At 62.7% G+C, this 17,194-nt stretch carries 16 protein-coding genes; 14 read left to right on the top strand and 2 right to left on the bottom strand.

Translation table 11 applies throughout. The annotated features are described in order from the left end of the window. Window positions 1-16 precede the first annotated feature (16 nt). The 9 genes from HMPREF3227_RS01520 (at window position 17) to HMPREF3227_RS01480 (ending at window position 12,020) form a co-directional block, all read left to right on the top strand. Window positions 17-670: a TIGR03943 family putative permease subunit gene (locus tag HMPREF3227_RS01520; protein ID WP_066486661.1), complete on the top strand. Its 654-nt coding sequence runs from the start codon at window positions 17-19 to the stop codon at window positions 668-670. Further along, window positions 660-1,664: a permease gene (locus HMPREF3227_RS01515; RefSeq protein WP_070539889.1), complete on the top strand. Its 1,005-nt coding sequence runs from the start codon at window positions 660-662 to the stop codon at window positions 1,662-1,664. Before HMPREF3227_RS01520 ends, HMPREF3227_RS01515 begins: the two co-directional genes overlap by 11 nt. Before the next feature lie 75 nt (window positions 1,665-1,739). Next, the gene (gene dapB, locus HMPREF3227_RS01510; RefSeq protein ID WP_066486652.1) at window positions 1,740-2,486 is read left to right on the top strand and encodes a 4-hydroxy-tetrahydrodipicolinate reductase; all 747 of its coding nucleotides are present in this window, start codon (window positions 1,740-1,742) and stop codon (window positions 2,484-2,486) included. Next, complete coding sequence (gene thyX / locus HMPREF3227_RS01505; protein ID WP_066486650.1) at window positions 2,486-3,235, top strand: FAD-dependent thymidylate synthase; 750 nt, start codon at window positions 2,486-2,488, stop codon at window positions 3,233-3,235. The genes dapB and thyX overlap by 1 nt, the downstream gene beginning before the upstream one ends. 82 nt (window positions 3,236-3,317) lie before the next feature. Next, window positions 3,318-4,226, top strand: a complete 909-nt coding sequence (gene dapA, locus HMPREF3227_RS01500; RefSeq protein ID WP_066509637.1) for a 4-hydroxy-tetrahydrodipicolinate synthase — start codon at window positions 3,318-3,320, stop codon at window positions 4,224-4,226. Window positions 4,227-4,228: 2 nt separating this feature from the next. Beyond that, window positions 4,229-6,376, top strand: a complete 2,148-nt coding sequence (locus HMPREF3227_RS01495; protein WP_082750214.1) for a ribonuclease J — start codon at window positions 4,229-4,231, stop codon at window positions 6,374-6,376. A gap of 137 nt (window positions 6,377-6,513) precedes the next feature. Continuing rightward, complete coding sequence (locus HMPREF3227_RS01490) at window positions 6,514-7,152, top strand: TIGR03085 family metal-binding protein (RefSeq protein WP_066486646.1); 639 nt, start codon at window positions 6,514-6,516, stop codon at window positions 7,150-7,152. A 122-nt stretch (window positions 7,153-7,274) separates the two neighbouring features. Beyond that, window positions 7,275-10,664 (top strand): DNA translocase FtsK, encoded by a 3,390-nt coding sequence (locus HMPREF3227_RS01485; RefSeq protein ID WP_066509635.1) that lies wholly within the window; start codon window positions 7,275-7,277, stop codon window positions 10,662-10,664. Window positions 10,665-10,910: 246 nt separating this feature from the next. Further along, on the top strand, window positions 10,911-12,020 hold the full coding sequence (locus HMPREF3227_RS01480; RefSeq protein WP_066509633.1) for a TerC family protein: 1,110 nt from the start codon (window positions 10,911-10,913) through the stop codon (window positions 12,018-12,020). 49 nt (window positions 12,021-12,069) lie between these two features. On the opposite strand, the gene HMPREF3227_RS01475 is transcribed toward HMPREF3227_RS01480, so the two are convergent. Continuing rightward, complete coding sequence (locus HMPREF3227_RS01475) at window positions 12,070-12,366, bottom strand: YciI family protein (RefSeq protein ID WP_066486632.1); 297 nt, start codon at window positions 12,364-12,366, stop codon at window positions 12,070-12,072. Between the two features lie 60 nt (window positions 12,367-12,426). On the opposite strand from HMPREF3227_RS01475, the gene pgsA reads away from it, so the two are divergent. The 4 genes from pgsA (at window position 12,427) to HMPREF3227_RS01455 (ending at window position 15,035) form a co-directional block, all read left to right on the top strand. Continuing rightward, window positions 12,427-12,978, top strand: a complete 552-nt coding sequence (gene pgsA, locus HMPREF3227_RS01470) for a CDP-diacylglycerol--glycerol-3-phosphate 3-phosphatidyltransferase (protein WP_231725011.1) — start codon at window positions 12,427-12,429, stop codon at window positions 12,976-12,978. After that, window positions 12,971-13,462, top strand: coding sequence for a nicotinamide-nucleotide amidohydrolase family protein (locus HMPREF3227_RS01465; RefSeq protein ID WP_066509625.1), 492 nt, complete (start codon window positions 12,971-12,973; stop codon window positions 13,460-13,462). Before pgsA ends, HMPREF3227_RS01465 begins: the two co-directional genes overlap by 8 nt. Window positions 13,463-13,506: 44 nt before the next feature. Continuing rightward, window positions 13,507-13,863, top strand: coding sequence for a helix-turn-helix domain-containing protein (locus HMPREF3227_RS01460; RefSeq protein ID WP_066509623.1), 357 nt, complete (start codon window positions 13,507-13,509; stop codon window positions 13,861-13,863). A 311-nt stretch (window positions 13,864-14,174) separates the two neighbouring features. Further along, window positions 14,175-15,035, top strand: coding sequence for a PspA/IM30 family protein (locus tag HMPREF3227_RS01455; protein ID WP_066509621.1), 861 nt, complete (start codon window positions 14,175-14,177; stop codon window positions 15,033-15,035). A gap of 169 nt (window positions 15,036-15,204) precedes the next feature. On the opposite strand, the gene HMPREF3227_RS01450 is transcribed toward HMPREF3227_RS01455, so the two are convergent. Beyond that, on the bottom strand, window positions 15,205-15,639 hold the full coding sequence (locus HMPREF3227_RS01450) for a hypothetical protein (RefSeq protein WP_066486609.1): 435 nt from the start codon (window positions 15,637-15,639) through the stop codon (window positions 15,205-15,207). A 445-nt stretch (window positions 15,640-16,084) separates the two neighbouring features. Between HMPREF3227_RS01450 and HMPREF3227_RS12725 the strand changes: the two genes are divergently transcribed. Then, window positions 16,085-17,191 carry an LGFP repeat-containing protein gene (locus HMPREF3227_RS12725; protein WP_156452946.1) on the top strand — a complete coding sequence of 369 codons (1,107 nt, stop codon included), beginning with the start codon at window positions 16,085-16,087 and terminating at the stop codon, window positions 17,189-17,191. Window positions 17,192-17,194: the final 3 nt, after the last annotated feature.

Below are 17,194 nucleotides of genomic sequence, written 5' to 3'. Positions count from 1 at the left end.
ATAACGGCGTAGAAGTATGGGTGAGGTGCGAGTGCGGCAATGTGGCGTGGTGCTCGTGGGCGTGTTCGCTCTAGGGCTGGTGTGGCTGGTCGCAGTCGGAGACGTGGCCCGTTACCTTGCGCCACGGTTTAGCTGGCTCCTCATTGCAGCCGGTGTGGTGCTTTTCGGAGCGGCGATAGTTGCGCGGGCGGATCGGCCCGTGCCGCGCATGGCATGGTTGTTGCTCGTTCCTCTGGCGCTGGTGTGGCTCGCGCAGCCGCATCAGTTGGGCTCGACGGTCGCTCAGAATCACGCAGGCGCCCGGCAGCCTGCGGCCTCAGAGTTGCGCGGGAAATCTGCGTTCGCTCCGCTGGGGGAGACCGCGGGAATCCGTGAGTTGAACGTGCGCGCACACTTGGAGCCGGAGAACATTGCTGGCAAAAAGGTAACGGTGCGCGGGTTCGCCGTGCGTGCGGAGGACGGATGGCGCCTGACCCGCTTCACCATTTCTTGCTGTGCGGCCGATGCCATGGCCTATTCGGTGCGGCTGGATACCAACGCCGCGCTGAGCGAGGACGCCTGGTATGAGGTGACCGGCGCAGTGAGTCCGGGCCAAGAACCGGTGCTAGCCGTGGCAGCTTCTCGCGACATCTCCGCTATTGGGGTGCCGGAGGATCCGTATGAGCACTAGAGTCCCGCACCACGTTGATCCGGAGCTTGTTGAAACTAGCGCGCGCCTGCGGCAGATCGGCGTGTGGTCTGTCGTCATTTGTGCCCTAGGCGTGGCTTTGCAGCTTGGGGTTGGGGGACCGTTACGTCTGCACGGCGCGCTCGACGCTTGGGCCACGCTTCTGGTCGCCATTGTCTTCCAAGCCGCACCGTTCCTTGTTGCGGGCGTGGTTGTTTCTGCGGTGCTGGCTGTGCTTGTCCCGGATTCGGTATTCCTGCGCGCCGGGCGCGCTGGGGTGCCGGGGATGGCCGCGGCCGGGGTTATCTTGCCTGGCTGCGAGTGTTCCGCGGTGCCAGTGGCCGCAACGCTCATGCGCCGGGGCGTGCCTGCGAGTGGAGCCTTGGCGTTTATGCTGGCCAGCCCCGCTATCAACCCTGTGGTGCTCGTCGCGACGGCCGTAGCTTTCCCCGATGCGCCTGCGATGGCGTGGGCGCGTCTCGCAGCGGGCCTGGTTGCGGCGAGCATCGTGGGCTGGGCTTGGCAACGCGTGGGCGTTACAGTCGCCGAAAACTCCCGTCATGGCAGCCATGAGCATCACCGTGTCCCAGGCGAGCACCGATGGCGGCACGTTGCGGGACACATCGTGGACGACTTCGCTTCCGCGGGTGGCTGCCTCGTGCTCGGCGCGATGATCGCAGCGACATTGAAGGTGCTCCTACCCGCACAGTGGCTGGAAACGCTGGCAGGCCAACCCCTCCTGGCGATTGCTGCGATGGCGATGCTGGCCATCATCATGAGCGTGTGCTCTGAGGCGGATGCTTTCATTGCAGCCTCGTTCGTGGGAGTCAGTCCGGTTGCGCAACTGGTGTTTCTCACAGTGGGACCGATGGTGGATCTCAAGCTGGTGGCCCTGCAATGGGGCGTGTGGGGTCGCCGGTTCGTGCTCCGGTTTGTCCCTTTAGCTTTTGCTGGGGCGGTCGGTGGCGCCCTCGCGGTGGGACTGGTGGCGTTATAAAAGCGAGCGCGTGCGAGACGAGTAGGATGGCGAAACGAGTAAAAGTAGCCGTAATGCGTTGTATGGAGGTCGCACATGACAATCAAGGTCGGGGTTTTGGGCGCGAAGGGGCGCGTCGGGCAAGCCATCGTAGAGGGTGTGAACGCAGCGGACGACCTGGAGCTCGTGGCGGAGATTGACCGCGACACCCCGCTGCAGGAGCTCGTGGATAACGGCGCGGAGGTTGTCGTGGACTTCACGCAGCCGGGCGTGGTGATGGATAACCTCAAGTTCGTGGTCGAGCATGGCATCCACGCCGTGGTTGGTACGACTGGTTTTGATGCTGAGCGTTTGGCCAAGGTGGAGGAGTGGACTAAGGCCGAGGGGGCGGGTCACGTGCTCATCGCGCCGAACTTCGCCATTTCGGCCGTGCTTACCATGACGCTGGCAAAGCAGGCTGCGAAGTTCTTCGAGACCGCCGAGGTCATCGAGTTCCACCACCCGACGAAGCTCGACGCACCGTCGGGCACGGCCATCCACACCGCGCAGGGCATTGCTGCGGCACGCAAGGAGGCCGGGTTGGGCGCCATGCCGGACGCTACGGAGCAGTCCTTGGAGGGCGCCCGCGGTGCGGACGTCGACGGCGTGCCGGTGCATGCGGTGCGCATGCGTGGCATGGTCGCGCATGAGGAAGTCATCTTCGGTGCCCAGGGCCAGTCGCTCACCATCCGCCAGGATTCCTACGACCGTTCCTCGTTTACCCCGGGCGTGCTCGTGGGCGTGCGCAATATCGCGGAGCACCCGGGTCTCGTGGTGGGCCTCGATAACTACCTGGATCTGTAATGGCGAAAGAAAAGAAGCTCGACGTCCAGCTCATCGCGGCCACGGCATTCCACGCGCCAGCCGATGTGTCCTGGGCGCCGGATGACTCCGCCACGGACGCGGAGGCGTTGGTCGAGTTCGCGGGACGCGCATGTTACGAGTCCTTCGATAAGCCCAATCCGCGCACGGCGACAAACGAGACGTACCTTCACCACATCATGGAGGTCGGCCACGATGCGTTGCTCGAGCACGCCACGGCGACGCTCTACATCCGGGGCATTTCGCGTTCGGCCTCGCACGAGCTGGTGCGCCACCGTCACTTCTCGTTTAGCCAGTTGAGCCAGCGCTTCGTCCACTCGGAGGAAGCGGAGGTTGTGCTGCCGAACTTGGTGGCAGCGGATCCGGAGCTCACGCGGTTGATGCTGCAGGCCGTGGACGAAACGCGCTTCGTCTACGAGGAGCTGCTGCGCGCGCTCGAGGACAAGCTCGAGGACGAGCCCAATGCGTTGCTGCGTAAGAAACAGGCCCGCCAAGCCGCGCGCGCGGTGCTGCCTAACGCGACTGAGTCGCGGATTGTGGTCACCGGCAATTACCGGGCATGGCGCCAGTTTATTGGCGCGCGGGCGACGGAGCATGCTGACTCGGAGCTGCGGGCCGTTGCAGTGGAATGCCTGAAGATTCTGCGCGAGCAGGCGCCGACGCTCTTTGACGACTTCCACATCACGCAGCTGCCGGATGGGACGGAGATGGCGTCGAGCCCGTTCGCGTGAGCGTGGGCTGGCGGATCGGATTTAGACGCCACTCGCGGCCCGATGTCCACATGAGGGCCATGAGCGGGTAACCTTGTACCCCATGAGCACAGGTATGACAGCAAAGAATGGCGTTGAGACGTTCGGACGCGTCGGAGTTGCTATGGTCACCCCGTTTGACGGGGATGGCAACCTCGATCTGCCGGGCGCGCGACGCCTTGCCGCTCATCTCGTCGATAGCGGGATTGACCAGCTGGTCATCTCAGGAACGACGGGCGAATCGCCGACGACGACGCCGGCGGAGAAGGTAGACCTGCTCAAGGCCGTCAAGGCCGAGGTTGGCGACCGCGCGAAGATCTGCGCGGGCGTCGGTACGAATAACACGGCCGTGTCCATCGAGATGGCACGCGCCGCCACTGAGGTAGGCGTTGACAGTCTCCTCGTCGTGGCACCGTACTACTCCAAGCCCTCCCAGGAGGGCGTCTACCGCCACTTTGCTGCTATCGCGGATGCAACGGATACTCCGATCTGCGTCTATGACATCCCTGGCCGCTCTGGCATCGCCATCGAGGCAGATACTCTGCGTCGCTTGGCGGAGCTACCCACCATCCGTGCCGTCAAGGACGCCAAGGGCAACCTTGGACTTGGCGCCGAACTCATGCGAGAGACCGGTTTGGCCTGGTACTCCGGCGATGATCCGCTCAACCTGCCCTGGGTCGCCCTGGGTGCATCGGGCTTTATCTCCGTCGTCGGCCACGCCGCGCCGCAGGCTCTCGCAGAACTTTATACTTCGTTTGAAGCCGGCGATCTGGCGCGTGCGCGCGAGATTAACGCCGAGATCTTGACCCCGCTCATTCACGCACAGGCGCGTCTGGGTGGAGCAACCATGGCAAAAGCGGCCCTGCGACTGCAGGGCATTGATTGCGGAGAGCCGCGTCTTCCGGTCCTCGGAGCGAATGAGGACGAGATTGCTGCTCTGCGCCTAGATATGGAAAAGGCTGGAGTCCTTTAAGAATGACTGAACCCCAAAAACGTGCCCGGAAGGTGACCCGCAAGGCGGGCCCGCCGGCAGAAACCAACGAAGCGGCCTCGAACGAGGCGGCTTCGCCGGTTTTCCAGGCTCCCTCCGAGCAGGCTTCTGCGGCGAATAACAACGCCTCCAACGAGGCTCACTCGTCGTCCTCCAACGACGACGAGGGCAACGGCCGCCGCCGCTCGCGCGGTTCCCGTGGCGGCCGTGGCCGCGGCGGAAACAACCGTGGCAACAACGGCAATAACAACAATAACGGCAATGACAACGGTGGCGACCAAAACCACGGCGGCAACAACCGTGGCCGTGGCCGTGGTCGCGGCGGCAACAATGGCGGCAAGAATAATGGCCGCGGTCGCCGCAACGTACCGAAGTCGATGCAGGGCGCCGACCTGACCCAGCGCCTGCCGGAACCGCCGAAGCAGCCGAAGGACGCACTGCGTCTCTACGCGCTGGGCGGCATTTCCGAAATCGGCCGCAACATGACGGTCTTCGAGTACGGCGATGACATCCTCATCATCGACTCGGGCGTCCTCTTCCCGTCCTCGGGCGAGCCGGGCGTCGACCTCATCCTGCCGGACTTCGGCCCGATTGAGAAGAAGCTCAAGAAGGTCAAGGCTCTGGTCGTGACCCACGCGCACGAGGACCACATTGGTGCGATCCCGTGGCTGCTCAAGCTGCGCGCAGATCTGCCGATCATCGCTTCGCGCTTTACCATCGCGCTCATCGCCGCGAAGTGCAAGGAGCACCGCCAGAAGCCGAAGTTCGTTGAGGTCAACGAGAAGTCGGATCTCAACTACGGCCCGTTCCGCCTGCGCTTCTGGGCCGTCAACCACTCCATCCCGGACGCGCTGGGCATCATGCTTGGCACCCCGGCTGGCAACATCATCCACACGGGTGACATCAAGATGGACCAGACGCCGCTCGACGGCCGTCCCACCGACCTGCCGGCGCTGTCCCGCTACGGCGACGAGGGCGTGGACCTCATGCTCTGTGACTCGACGAACGCGAACATCCCGGGCGTTTCGGCCTCTGAGGGCGACATCCCGGCGACCTTCCGTCGCCTGGTCTCGGGCGCGAAGCAGCGCGTTATCATCGCGTCCTTCGCTTCGAACGTCTACCGCGTGCAGGCTGCTATCGATGCCGCCGTCTACGCCGGCCGCAAGGTCGCCTTCAACGGTCGCTCGATGATGCGCAACATGGAAATCGCGGAGAAGCTCGGCTTCCTCAAGGTTCCGCGCGGCACCATCATCCCGATTGATGAGGCCGCAAAGATGGCCCCGCACAAGGTCCTGCTCATCACGACAGGTACGCAGGGCGAGCCGATGGCGGCGCTGTCGCGCATGGCCCGCCGTGAACACCGCCAGATCACCGTTCGCGCAGGTGACATGATCATCTTCTCCTCCTCGCTCATCCCGGGCAACGAGGAAGCCGTCTACGGTGTCATGAACATGCTCTCGCAGATCGGCGCTGAGGTCATCACCAACAAGGAAGCCAAGGTCCACGCTTCGGGTCACGGCTACGGTGGCGAGCTGCTCTTCCTGTACAACGCGGCACGCCCGAAGAACGCTATGCCGGTCCACGGCGAGTGGCGCCACCTGCGTGCGAACAAGCAGCTGGCTATCTCCACCGGCGTTCCGGAGGATCGCGTGGTTCTCGCACAGAACGGCGTTGTGGTCGAGCTACGCCACGGCCGCGCGCAGGTCGTCGGCCAGATTCCGGTCGGTAACCTCTACGTGGACGGCGTGTCCATGGGCGAAGTCGACGCTGACACCCTGGCTGACCGCACCAACCTCGGTGCCGGCGGCGTTGTCTCCATCACCTGCGTCATCGACAATCGTACGATGCGCCTCATGGAGCACCCGACCGTCGCGACGACGGGCTTCTCCGACGACGACCGTGCCCTCGTGCCGGAGGTCGCCAAGCTCGTGGAGAACACCATGAACGATCTGGCCGCGGAAGGCGAAAACGACACCTACCGCATGGTCCAGAAGCTGCGTCGCAAGGTCTCCAAGCTCATGGAGTCCAAGTACAAGCGCGAGCCGGTCATCCTGCCGACCATCGTCCCGACCGCGTCGGGCAACGTCGTCGCCGATGATGACGAGGTCCACGCGTCCCTCGAATCGCTCTAAGCGACACCGCGCACAGCGCCCCAGCCGCAGCCCGGCTGGGGCGCTCGGCGTTTTCACAGAACTGTGAAGTTACGCCGAATTCCTGTACAGATTCGGTGAGTGTGCGTGAGGCGCGTTCGCGTGGGTAGTGCGCGACTATGCTGGGGCTCATGTCTTTTTCGTCTGCTGAACGCGCCCGCTTGGTGGCGCTCTTCCATGAACTTGGTCCGGATGCCCCCACGCTGTGCGAAGGATGGACCACGCGCGATCTCGCCGCACACCTGTGGGTGCGCGAGAACCGCCCCGATGCCGCCGCAGGCATGTTCGTGCCGGCACTCGCTGGTCGCCTCGACAACGCCATGGCGCAGGCCAAGGGGCGCGACTTCGATGAGCTTGTGGACGCGTGGGGGAGGGGAGCCTCAAAGTACAATCCTTTGCGTTACGCCGACTCGAAGGTGAATTTCGCGGAGCACTACATTCACTTGGAAGATGTGCGCCGCGCCAATGGGCAGACTACGCCGCGGGATTTCTCGGACGCGGTCAGCGACGAGATGTATTCGACTCTGGGCATGCTCGCCAAGCGTATGCTCTCCAAGTCTGCGCAGCCGGTCGCGCTTTTCGCGGCGGGCTACCCGCGCATCCTCGTCGCGGATAAGCACGGCGTGGCGGCCAACGGCGGCGCCGTCGTTCGTGTGTCTGGCACGGTGGGCGAGCTCATCCTGTGGACCTACGGCCGCGACGCCGCGGAGGTCACCATCGAGGGTGATGCGTCTGCCATCCACCGCGCCAGCCTCTAAGTCAAGCCCAATCGCTTGACAATCACGTGTGCCGCGGAAAAGAGCGCCATATATAGAGAAAACATCCTGTCGCCCGTGTGGCGCGTGTGATTATTGGGGTCGTAGTCGCTAAAGTGGCGACTATGTCTGTCAAAAATGCTGCTTCGCGAGGCGCGCGGGGCAAGAAGGGTGCGTCGAGCACCCATCGTTCCGCGCGCCGTAACCAAACAGCCGGGGCCTCAGCGTCGCGCTCGCGTCCTGCAGGCCGGGCGCGTTCCGGCGCGCCCGAAACGCTGTCCGTCACCTCCTCGCACCGCGCTGCCGTGTCCGCCGACGAGCGGACCGGTAGCGCTTTCCGTGCGGTAGGCCACGGTCTCGGCGCGGCGTTTGGTTTTACGGCCCGCGGTGTGGGTTCACTTACCCGTGGGCTGGGCAGTGGCATAGCCAGCGCCGCGCGGCGTGGTGACAGCTATGACGATTATGACGAGGTCGACGAGTTCGACGACAACTTTGAAGCAGAGGAGTCAGACACCATTTCTGGTCGCACGTCCCGGTCCGGAGCTACATCCAAGGCAGGGAAGAAGCAGGACGACACGCAGGCTGCCGTCGACGCGGAGCTCGACAACCTTGCCAGCCGCCACGCCCCGCGCGGCGTGCACGTGGAGAACCCGGACGCCTGGGGCTTAGTCCTCATCGGTCTGGCTGCGGTCCTCGGCGCGTCCGTGTGGCTTGATATCGCGGGCCCCATCGGCGCAGCTATCGCGACCGCAGCACACCTGGCCATCGGTGCGGGTGCCGTCGTGCTGCCCGTCGCTCTCATCGCGCTAGCCCTCGTGCTCATGCTCGACCTCCATGGACCCGAGGGCGTCATGAGCGCCCGCGTCATTGGCGGAACCGCCATCATCATCGTGTCCATGCTCGGGCTCATCCATCTCTTCGCGGGCAACCCCACCGAGTGGGTGGACCGCGAATTCGCTGGCGGTGCCGTGGGTGCCTGGACCGGCGGTCTGCTCGCTGCCGGTTTCTCCAGCTACGTCGCCATCCCGCTGCTCATCCTGGTCATCATCTACGGTGCGCTCACCGTCACTGGCATCACCATGCGACAGGCGTGGGATTGGGTCGTCTCCGTCGTGAAGTCTTGGCTGCCCGAGCGCGGTACCGAAGACTACGACGAGGGTGAGGACCTTTATGGCCGCGCCGACTCTGATATCGATGCCATCGCCGAGGGGCGTTCCCGCCCGAGCGAGGAGCGTCGTCCCCGCGCCGTGCGCAGCCCGATGGAGAACTACCCGGTGGAGGAGCTTGGCCGTCATCCAATGGATACGGAGGACGTTCCGCGCAGCCCCCGCCGCCGCTCCCAGCAGATCCCCCGCCCGGCCACGAACCAGCGCGTCGGCGACACGGACGAGTTCCCGGCCGTTACCGAGCCGGCCACGATGTCCTTTGCCGCCCAGGAGCCCGAGCCTGAGCCGGAAGCCCCGACGCGCTCCATCAAGCGCTCGGCGTCGGTCGCTGACATTGTCTCGTCGCGCAAGCAGGATTCCGGTTCGCTCAAGCGCACTGCCACGACCGCTGCCAACACCGTCGCTGGTGCTGCGGCGGGTGCTGCTGCAGGCGCCGCCACCGGTGCCGTGCGCGAGGGCGCCAAGACCGCCGCGGCCGTGTCCGGTGCGGCCGCTGCTGCTGCCGATGCCACCGGGCGTATCAGCCAGGCCGTCTCCACGCCGCCGAAGGCAGCCCCGGCTGCCGAAGCCCCGGTTTCTGACACCAAGGCGTCGTCACGCGAAGCCATCCGTGAGGCCATCATCGCCCGCTCCGGCATGGACCCGGCGACCGGTCGCAACGTGGAGGCGGAAGCCGAGGCTGGAAAGGCTGCGGCTGCGGCCCCGGCGGCATCGGCAAGCCCCGCGGCGTCTGGCGCCGCCGGACAGTCGGACACGCACTACGACCTGCCGCAGACCTCGCTGCTTACCGCTGGCGCACCGACGAAGGCCCGTACGGAGGTCAACGACCGCATCATCGAGGCGATCACCGAGGTCTTTGACGAGTTCAAGGTCGACGCACAGGTCACCGGCTTCTCGCGCGGCCCTACGGTCACACGCTACGAGATTGAGCTCGGCCCGGGCGTCAAGGTCTCGAAGATTACGAACCTGCAGTCCAACCTCGCCTACGCCGTGGCGACGGAGAATGTTCGCCTGCTTACGCCGATCCCGGGCAAGTCTGCCGTGGGTATTGAGGTCCCCAACCCGGACCGTGAGATGGTGCGCCTGCGTGAGGTCCTCGACTCGGACAATATGCATGCCTCGGACGACCCGATGCTCATCGGCCTGGGCAAGGACATCGAGGGCGAGTTCATCTCCTCCTCGATTCAGAAGATGCCGCACTTGCTCGTCGCCGGTGCGACCGGTTCCGGTAAGTCCGCGTTCGTGAACTCTATGCTCGTCTCGCTGCTTACCCGCGCGACGCCGGAGCAGGTGCGCCTCATCCTCGTCGACCCGAAGATGGTGGAACTCACGCCATACGAGGGCATCCCGCACCTCATCACGCCGATCATCACGCAGCCGAAGAAGGCCGCGGCGGCCCTGCAGTGGCTCGTCGAAGAGATGGAGCAGCGCTACATGGACATGAAGTCCGCGCGCGTGCGCCACATCAAGGACTTCAACCGCAAGGTCCTCTCCGGCGAGATTCAGGCTCCGGCGGGGTCGCAGCGCGAGATGCACCCGTATCCGTTCATCGTCTGTGTCGTCGACGAGTTGGCCGACCTCATGATGACCGCCCCGAAGGAGATCGAGGAGTCCATCGTCCGCATCACGCAGAAAGCGCGTGCGGCTGGTATCCACCTCGTACTCGCCACCCAGCGTCCGTCCGTGGACGTCGTCACCGGTCTCATCAAGACCAACGTGCCGTCGCGTCTCGCGTTCGCGACGTCGTCGCTCACCGACTCTCGCGTCATTCTCGACCAGGGCGGCGCGGAGAAGCTCATCGGCATGGGCGATGGCCTGTTCATCCCGCAGGGTGGTCGCCCCGTGCGTATGCAGGGTGCCTTCGTCGCCGACGACGAAATCCAGGCTGTCGTTGACGCCGCTAAAGCACAGGGCGAACCGGACTACACGGAGGGCGTCACTGAGGACAAGCAGGCCGAATCTAAGAAGGATATCGACGAGGACATCGGAAAGGACCTCGACGACCTGCTCGAGGCCGTCGAGCTCGTCGTCACCTCGCAGCTCGGCTCGACCTCGATGCTCCAGCGCAAGCTGCGCATCGGCTTCGCCAAGGCCGGCCGCCTCATGGACCTTATGGAATCTCGCGGTATCGTCGGTCCCTCCGAGGGCTCCAAGGCCCGCGAGGTGCTCACCAAGCCTGAGGAACTCGAGACCATGCTGTGGTACTTGAAGGGCGCCGACCCGGCCGAGGCACCCAAGGAAGTCCAGGAGGAGCTTGACCTGGAGGCTGACTCCGCCGAGGAGAGCTCGGACACTGAGGGGACGACGACCGTCGAGGCGACGTACAACCCGTCCTCCGGCGCGTTCTAATCCGGCTGTGACCATAAACCCCGTGGCGCTTACGAGTGCCACGGGGTTTCGTGTAAGCTAGCCCAAGTATTGGAGGGGAGTACCCCACTCCGTCGGCGCTGATCGTCAACACGGTCAGTTGTGCGGCGCCTAGCGTCGCACGGCTCCCGGTCGCGCCGGCCCGCATCAGTTTCCGCGCCCGCGGGAGCGGGCGGGCGGGGGAGACCTCCGGTCTTTTTTGCAACGTCGACCGGAGGATACGTCTTTATGCACGTCGCGCTATGGATATGGGCGGTTACGCTCATTGTCATTCTTGGCTTCTTTATCTTTGACTTCTACTCCCACGTGCGCACCCCGCACGAGCCGACTCTCAAAGAGTCCGGCATGTGGACCTTGTTCTACGTCTGTCTCGCGCTGCTCTTCGGCGCGATGGTCTGGATTGTCTGGGACCACGAACACGGCATGCAGTACCTCACGGGTTACGTGACGGAAAAGGCGCTGAGTGTCGATAACCTCTTCGTCTTCGCGCTCATCATGGGTGTCTTCAAGATTCCGCGCAAGTACCAGCAAAAGGTGCTGCTCATCGGTATTGTTCTCGCGCTGGCATTCCGCCTCGTCTTTATTTTGCTCGGAGCTGCCGTTATTGCGGCGTGGTCGGACGTGTTCTACCTGTTCGCGATCTTCCTGCTCTACACAGCCGTGAAGCTCATTATCGACGAGATTCGCGATGCCCCGGAGACCGACCCGAACGACATGTTCATCATCAAGATGCTCCGCAAGGTCATCCACGTCACCCCGCGCTACCATGGCGATAAGCTCACCCACCGCGACGAGAAGTCCGGGAAGAAGGGGCTTACCCCGCTCTTCATTGCCCTGGTAGCCATCGGAGCCATTGACGTCATGTTCGCCTTCGACTCCATCCCGGCTATCTACGGCATCACGAGCGAGGCTTACCTCGTCTTCACCACGAACGCCTTCTCGCTCATGGGCCTGCGCCAGATGTACTTCCTGCTCGACGGCCTCCTTGACCGTCTGGTCTACCTGCCCTACGGTCTCGGACTCATCCTGTTCTTCATCGGGTCCAAGCTCCTGCTCCACGCCCTCCACGATAACAACCTGCCGTTCATCAACGGCGGCGAGGACGTCCACGGTGCCCCAGAGATTTCCACCGTCGGCTCGCTCATCACGATTGTCAGTATCCTCACCATTACGGTGCTGCTGTCTATCTGGAAGAACAAGCGCGACGAGGCCCAAGGCGGCATCCGCGTCTCCCACAACCACTACGACTGGGATGACGAGGGCAACAAGATTGTCCGCGACAAGAAGGGCGACCTCATCGGCTTTGCCTCCGAGGTTCCCAAGGCACAACTGCCTTAACCCCACAACGCACTAACGCCCCGCGATGACGCGGGGCGTTTCTTTTGTCTTAGTCCTCGAAGCTATTAATCACCGGGTTCCACTCGCGCACGGCACGCGCGGTGACAATGCCTTCCGTGTGGAACGGGTCGCCGTCCATGAGCTCAATAGCCTGGGCGACGGTTGTGTTCTCGTCCTCGTACTGCGTGACGATGAGCGCGCCACCCTTCGAATCAGTAAACGGGCCGGAGCCGAGAATGTGGCCCTGTGCCTTGAGATCGTTGATGAAGTCACGGTGCTTCGGGCGGACATCGGCGAGGCGGGGGTCGTTGGGGTTGTAATCGTAGATAAAGGCGAAGTACTTCATGGCCCCCAAGTGTAGGCGGTAGCCCGCGGGCGGGGAGGGGGAACGGGTAGGATAACTGGCGTGAATACCGCAAGCCCCGCTCAGAAGCCGTCGAATTGGAACCTGCCCAATCTGTTGACGAGTCTTCGCATTCTTTTTATTCCTGTCTTCGCGTGGCTCGCGCTCACTGACCACCAGTGGTGGGCGTTTATCGTCTTCGTCCTGCTCATGATCACGGACAAGCTCGACGGCGACATCGCCCGCGCCCGCAATATCGTGACGGACTTCGGCAAAATCGCCGATCCCATCGCAGACAAGGCGCTCATGACCACCGCGCTCATCTGCCTCAACATTGCCTACGGCCTGCCGTGGTGGATCACCATCGTTATTCTCGTGCGCGAGTTGGGCATTACTTTCTGGCGCATGTTCCTCCTGCGCCAGGGCAAGGTCGTGCCGGCCTCCAAGGGCGGCAAGCTCAAGACCGCGCTCCAGTCGCTTGCCGTGGGGCTGTACCTCTGCCCGCTGCCGCACTGGATGGACGTGCCCAACCTCGTGGTCATGCTGCTCGCCGTCGTCGTCACCGTCGTGACCGGCATCCAGTACCTCATCGATGGCCGGCGTGAAAATGCGTAGCGCCGATCTTCTCGCCCTCCTCGTCGCCCGCGGAGAGACCGTCGCGTTCTGCGAGTCCCTTACCGCAGGTCTTGCCGCCGCCACGCTTGCCGATGCCCCCGGTTCCTCCGCCGCCCTCCGCGGCGGCCTTGTCACCTACGCGACTGAGGTCAAGAGTCACTTCACGGGTGTGCCCGTCGCAGTACTCGAGGCCCAAGGCGTTGTGTCCGCCGCGACTGCCCGGGTCATGGCCCATGCCGCCGTGCGCGAAACCGGCGCCGACTGGGGCGTCTCGCTCACCGGCGTCGCAGGCCCCGACCTCCAAGAGGGCAAGGCACCCGGCACCGTCTACATCGGTATCTGGAACAACGCTGCGAACGACGGTCAGGAATTCGCCGCTGTGGGCCTGGGCGGGACGCGCGCCGAGATTCGCCGCGGCGCCGTGGACCAAGCCTTTGATTTCCTCGCAGAATGCCTGGCAGCAGCACCCGTGAAAGAAAATTGAGTCGAGCGGGAACAACTTTGCACCGCGGCCCGTTGTACTCAGTGATGAACACAACTACTGCACTACTTGATAAGACCGTTTCCACGTCCGTGGCTCCGGCCGAGCGCCGTCGTGCACCCGAGCCGCTCCTACGCGAAGCCCTTGGACTTACCCTCCGTGCCTTCCGCGCGGACAAGGGCGTGACGCTGCGCGAACTCGCAGCCATCGCCCACGTCTCGCCCGGCTACCTGTCTGAGCTCGAGCGCGGCCGTAAGGAGGTCTCCTCGGAGATGCTCGCCGCCGTCTGCCACGGCCTAGACACCACGGTGGCGGAGGTCCTCATTGAGGCCGCCGGCAACATGGTTCTGCCCTCCGTCGAGGAGGAGCTGGCCAACACCGCTCCCGCCGCCTCCGAGGCCTAAACCCGGACACAGAGCACCCGCCTCCGCGCGGGTGCTTGTGCGTATCTGGACCTACCTGGCCCTCCGAGGATGGTCATTCACCCTGCTCGCGGATTCACGCCAAGAGACGCATCCTGCATGAATGGCTATCCTCCGAGGGTCGTCTCGTGCGCGTCGAGCCAGAACCTGTGTGTTTCCCGGCAATGAGGTGGCGAATCGATGACAAATGCCTACCCCGTAGGGGAGAATGGCGGCGCCCGGCCGAACGCTTGACTAGGATGGTGGCCGGATTAGAAACGAAATTCTTTAGGAGAAAGGGCCACACAGAAGCTATGGCTAACCCGTTTGTGAAGGCATGGAAGTACCTCATGGCACTCTTTGATTCCAAGATCGAGGAGAACGCGGATCCCAAGGTACAGATTGAGCAGGCCATCTCCGAGGCCCAGCGCCAGCACCAGGAGCTCTCCCAGCAGGCTGCTGCCGTCATCGGTAACCAGCGCCAGCTGGAGATGCAGCTCAACCGCCGCCTGGGCGACATTGAGAAGCTGCAGGCGAACACCCGCCAGGCCATTCAACTCGCCGACAAGGAGCGCGCGAACGGCAACGAGGCCAAGGCCATCGAGTACGAGAACGCTGCCGAGGCTTTTGCCGCGCAGCTCGTCACCGCCGAGCAGTCCGTGGAGGACACGAAGAAGCTCCACGACCAGGCTTTGCAGCAGGCTGCCGCGGCTCGCCAGGCTGTCGAGCGCAACGCCACCGTGCTGCGCGAGAAGGTCCAGGAGCGCTCCAAGCTGCTCTCCCAGCTCGAGCAGGCCAAGATGCAGGAGAAGGTCTCCGAGTCCCTGCAGTCCATGAACGAGCTCACCAATACCAACACGCCGTCGCTCGACGCTGTGCGTGACAAGATCGAGCGTCGTTACGCCAACGCGCTGGGCCAGGCTGAGCTCGCGGAGAACACCGTCGACGCCCGCATGCGCGAGGTCCAGCAGTCGGGCATCCAGATGGCGGGCCACTCCCGTCTCGAGCAAATCCGCGCCGAGATGAACGCCCCGAAGTCCGTCGAGGGCACCAAGGCAGACGCCATCGAGGCACCGTCTACCGCCTCCTCGGCTGCCGATGCCGCCGCACAGCCCAACACGGCCTCCGACGACGCCGTCCAGGCTCGCCTCCGCGAGCTCCGCGGCGAGCAGTAACCTAAGATAGCTCGGGCCCCGGCATCAGTAGGATGCCGGGGCTTCGTTGCGCCTAGCGACGGCAGTTTAGAACAACGAAGGGTCCGGAACCGCGCGGTTCCGGACCCCTCATAGTCCTAAAATCTGTCCCTAAATCCTGGCGTGCGCCGTCGCCACCGATGGCGGTCCATTAGGACGACCGAGCGTGGGACGCCATCCATTCCTTCATGGATGAGAATGGTCCGCGGTAATAGGCCTGGTTCGAGAAGTCGTAGGAACCGAATTCAATTGTGCCGTCGGGAAGGCGGTGATGCACCGCGTAGGAAAACCCGTCATAGTGTTCCACCGGGAACCAGTACTGTAAGTCGAGGCCAAAGCCCTGGCACAAGTCACCGAAGGCTCCGTAGCCAGTATCGATGTAGTACATCTCCCGCGGATCGTAGTGAGGCGAAACTAGTACGAAACCCGGTGCCCTGAAGTCGCCGTATTGGGTGAAAAATTCTCGATATTCGTTGGGTACCGACTCCGGTAGTGACGTTGTGGCCGCTGTGATATACCTTTCGCGCTCGGCGTAGGAGATGAGTCGGTGGTCGCGATCGTTCTTAAAAGTATCGGGGTCAATCATGCCGTTCGTCGCTTCCTATATAGTGGCTACGACATCCCACCCCGACATCGACGAAGAATCCACAAATCTGATCACCAGAATCCTCAAAGCCTAAGCCAAAACTCGCGGACTAGGAAGAATTTGTTATGTCCATGAGGTTTTGGACTAGGACAAATTGTGCAAGTCTGGTTGAAGTAGGGATCGAGGATGAGCTCGGGGTACTGGTTCGAGTTCCCGGCTGAATGGGGTGTAGTCGGCCTTGATCTAGTTGAAGCCCTAGGGGCAGGTGATGAGTTTCGCGGAGTGAGGGGCTGGGCTGAAGTGGTGGAAATTTTAGTTGTCGTTTCCAACACGATGTCAAGTGCGAGCAATTACAATAATCTGAAAATAGTAACTACATCACATAAAGCTGAGGAGGCGAAATGGTGACACAAGGCTCGCACAAGGGCCTGGTTGGTCGAAGTAGGTGGAAAACGAGCATTTCGGTACTGTAATTCTGTTGGCGTTGCAAGCATTACCTGCGCTAGCTGCGGACAGCTCGAATTTCGATTTTCCAGTTAGACCGGCTATGGAATCGCAGCCAATTTCTGAGGAGACTTCAGGGCTTCGTGTTGTTGCACCTGAAGACCGGGAGGATTACGAGAAGGAGTTTTATTTTCCTGAGGATGAGCCTGTTACTGTCGATGGCCAGAAGGGCCAGACACAGCAGGATCTTGAGCAAACTCGCGAGTTACTCGAAAGGGTAGTTGAAGATAGCCAACCGCAGAGTGAATTGGTTCAAGGTAGCATGTGGTCGGATCGTTATGGGGTGCCGCTTGATGTTGATCGGCAACGTGCGGATTATGCTGAGGTGACCGTTGCAGAGGAAAGTTCTCAGGTCGATAGCTTGGCGCGGGCAGCATATCGATGTGAGTCCTTTTGGCCAACGGGTATTGAAGTGTGCGGTGCAACTCTCGATCAATATGAGCGTCTAGGAGGTCTGACGAGTTGGCTTCTTTACCCAACGGAGGTGAAGAAACAAAACCCTGACGGGCGAGGTTTCCGTCAGCAGTTTGTTAATGGGTGGATTTACTGGTCGCCGGAGCATGGTGCGCATGCGGTGTCTCGAATGACTGCCGCAGTGTGGGCGCGCAATGGCTGGGAAGCGGGATGGCTTGGTTATCCGACCAGTGGCGAAAACCCAGTCAACGGTGCGACCGCTCTCGACGGTGAGGTTTCAGGTTGGATGCAGCAATTTGAAGGCGGCAGGATTTATCGAAGTCCGGCACTTCAAGGCTTCCAAGTGGCGAGCATCAATGGCTTAATTTTAGACAAGTGGTTGGCTGAAGGTGGAACAAACTCGACGCTCGGCTTTCCTGTGGCAGATGAGGCGATGACGCCAGATCGGGTTGGGCGATTTTCGCGATTTCAAGGCGGATCCATTTATTGGCATCCACGGTTTGGTGCGCACTCCGTGGAGGGGGAAATACTTAAGAAATGGGGTGCAGCTGGATTTGAAGTGGGTGAGTATGGTTACCCCATTGCTGATGCCGTGGTTGAAGAGGGACCTGACCCCTGTTTGGTGGACACCTGATAT

It is taken from the genome of Corynebacterium sp. CMW7794, assembly GCF_001563605.1.
GTDB classification, from domain to species: domain Bacteria; phylum Actinomycetota; class Actinomycetes; order Mycobacteriales; family Mycobacteriaceae; genus Corynebacterium; species Corynebacterium phoceense.
This window is presented reverse-complemented; position numbering and strand designations above follow the sequence as displayed.

Coding starts and splice junctions, on each gene's coding strand:
- HMPREF3227_RS01465 (WP_066509625.1), top strand. CDS start 12,971: ATGCGTAGCGCCGATCTTCTCGCCCTCCTCGTCGCCCGCGGAGAGACC.
- HMPREF3227_RS01455 (WP_066509621.1), top strand. CDS start 14,175: ATGGCTAACCCGTTTGTGAAGGCATGGAAGTACCTCATGGCACTCTTT.
- dapB (WP_066486652.1), top strand. CDS start 1,740: ATGACAATCAAGGTCGGGGTTTTGGGCGCGAAGGGGCGCGTCGGGCAA.
- HMPREF3227_RS01460 (WP_066509623.1), top strand. CDS start 13,507: ATGAACACAACTACTGCACTACTTGATAAGACCGTTTCCACGTCCGTG.
- HMPREF3227_RS01480 (WP_066509633.1), top strand. CDS start 10,911: ATGCACGTCGCGCTATGGATATGGGCGGTTACGCTCATTGTCATTCTT.
- HMPREF3227_RS01515 (WP_070539889.1), top strand. CDS start 660: ATGAGCACTAGAGTCCCGCACCACGTTGATCCGGAGCTTGTTGAAACT.
- HMPREF3227_RS01490 (WP_066486646.1), top strand. CDS start 6,514: ATGCTGGGGCTCATGTCTTTTTCGTCTGCTGAACGCGCCCGCTTGGTG.
- HMPREF3227_RS01485 (WP_066509635.1), top strand. CDS start 7,275: ATGTCTGTCAAAAATGCTGCTTCGCGAGGCGCGCGGGGCAAGAAGGGT.
- HMPREF3227_RS01495 (WP_082750214.1), top strand. CDS start 4,229: ATGACTGAACCCCAAAAACGTGCCCGGAAGGTGACCCGCAAGGCGGGC.
- thyX (WP_066486650.1), top strand. CDS start 2,486: ATGGCGAAAGAAAAGAAGCTCGACGTCCAGCTCATCGCGGCCACGGCA.
- HMPREF3227_RS01520 (WP_066486661.1), top strand. CDS start 17: ATGGGTGAGGTGCGAGTGCGGCAATGTGGCGTGGTGCTCGTGGGCGTG.
- HMPREF3227_RS01450 (WP_066486609.1), bottom strand. CDS start 15,639: ATGATTGACCCCGATACTTTTAAGAACGATCGCGACCACCGACTCATC.
- HMPREF3227_RS01475 (WP_066486632.1), bottom strand. CDS start 12,366: ATGAAGTACTTCGCCTTTATCTACGATTACAACCCCAACGACCCCCGC.
- dapA (WP_066509637.1), top strand. CDS start 3,318: ATGAGCACAGGTATGACAGCAAAGAATGGCGTTGAGACGTTCGGACGC.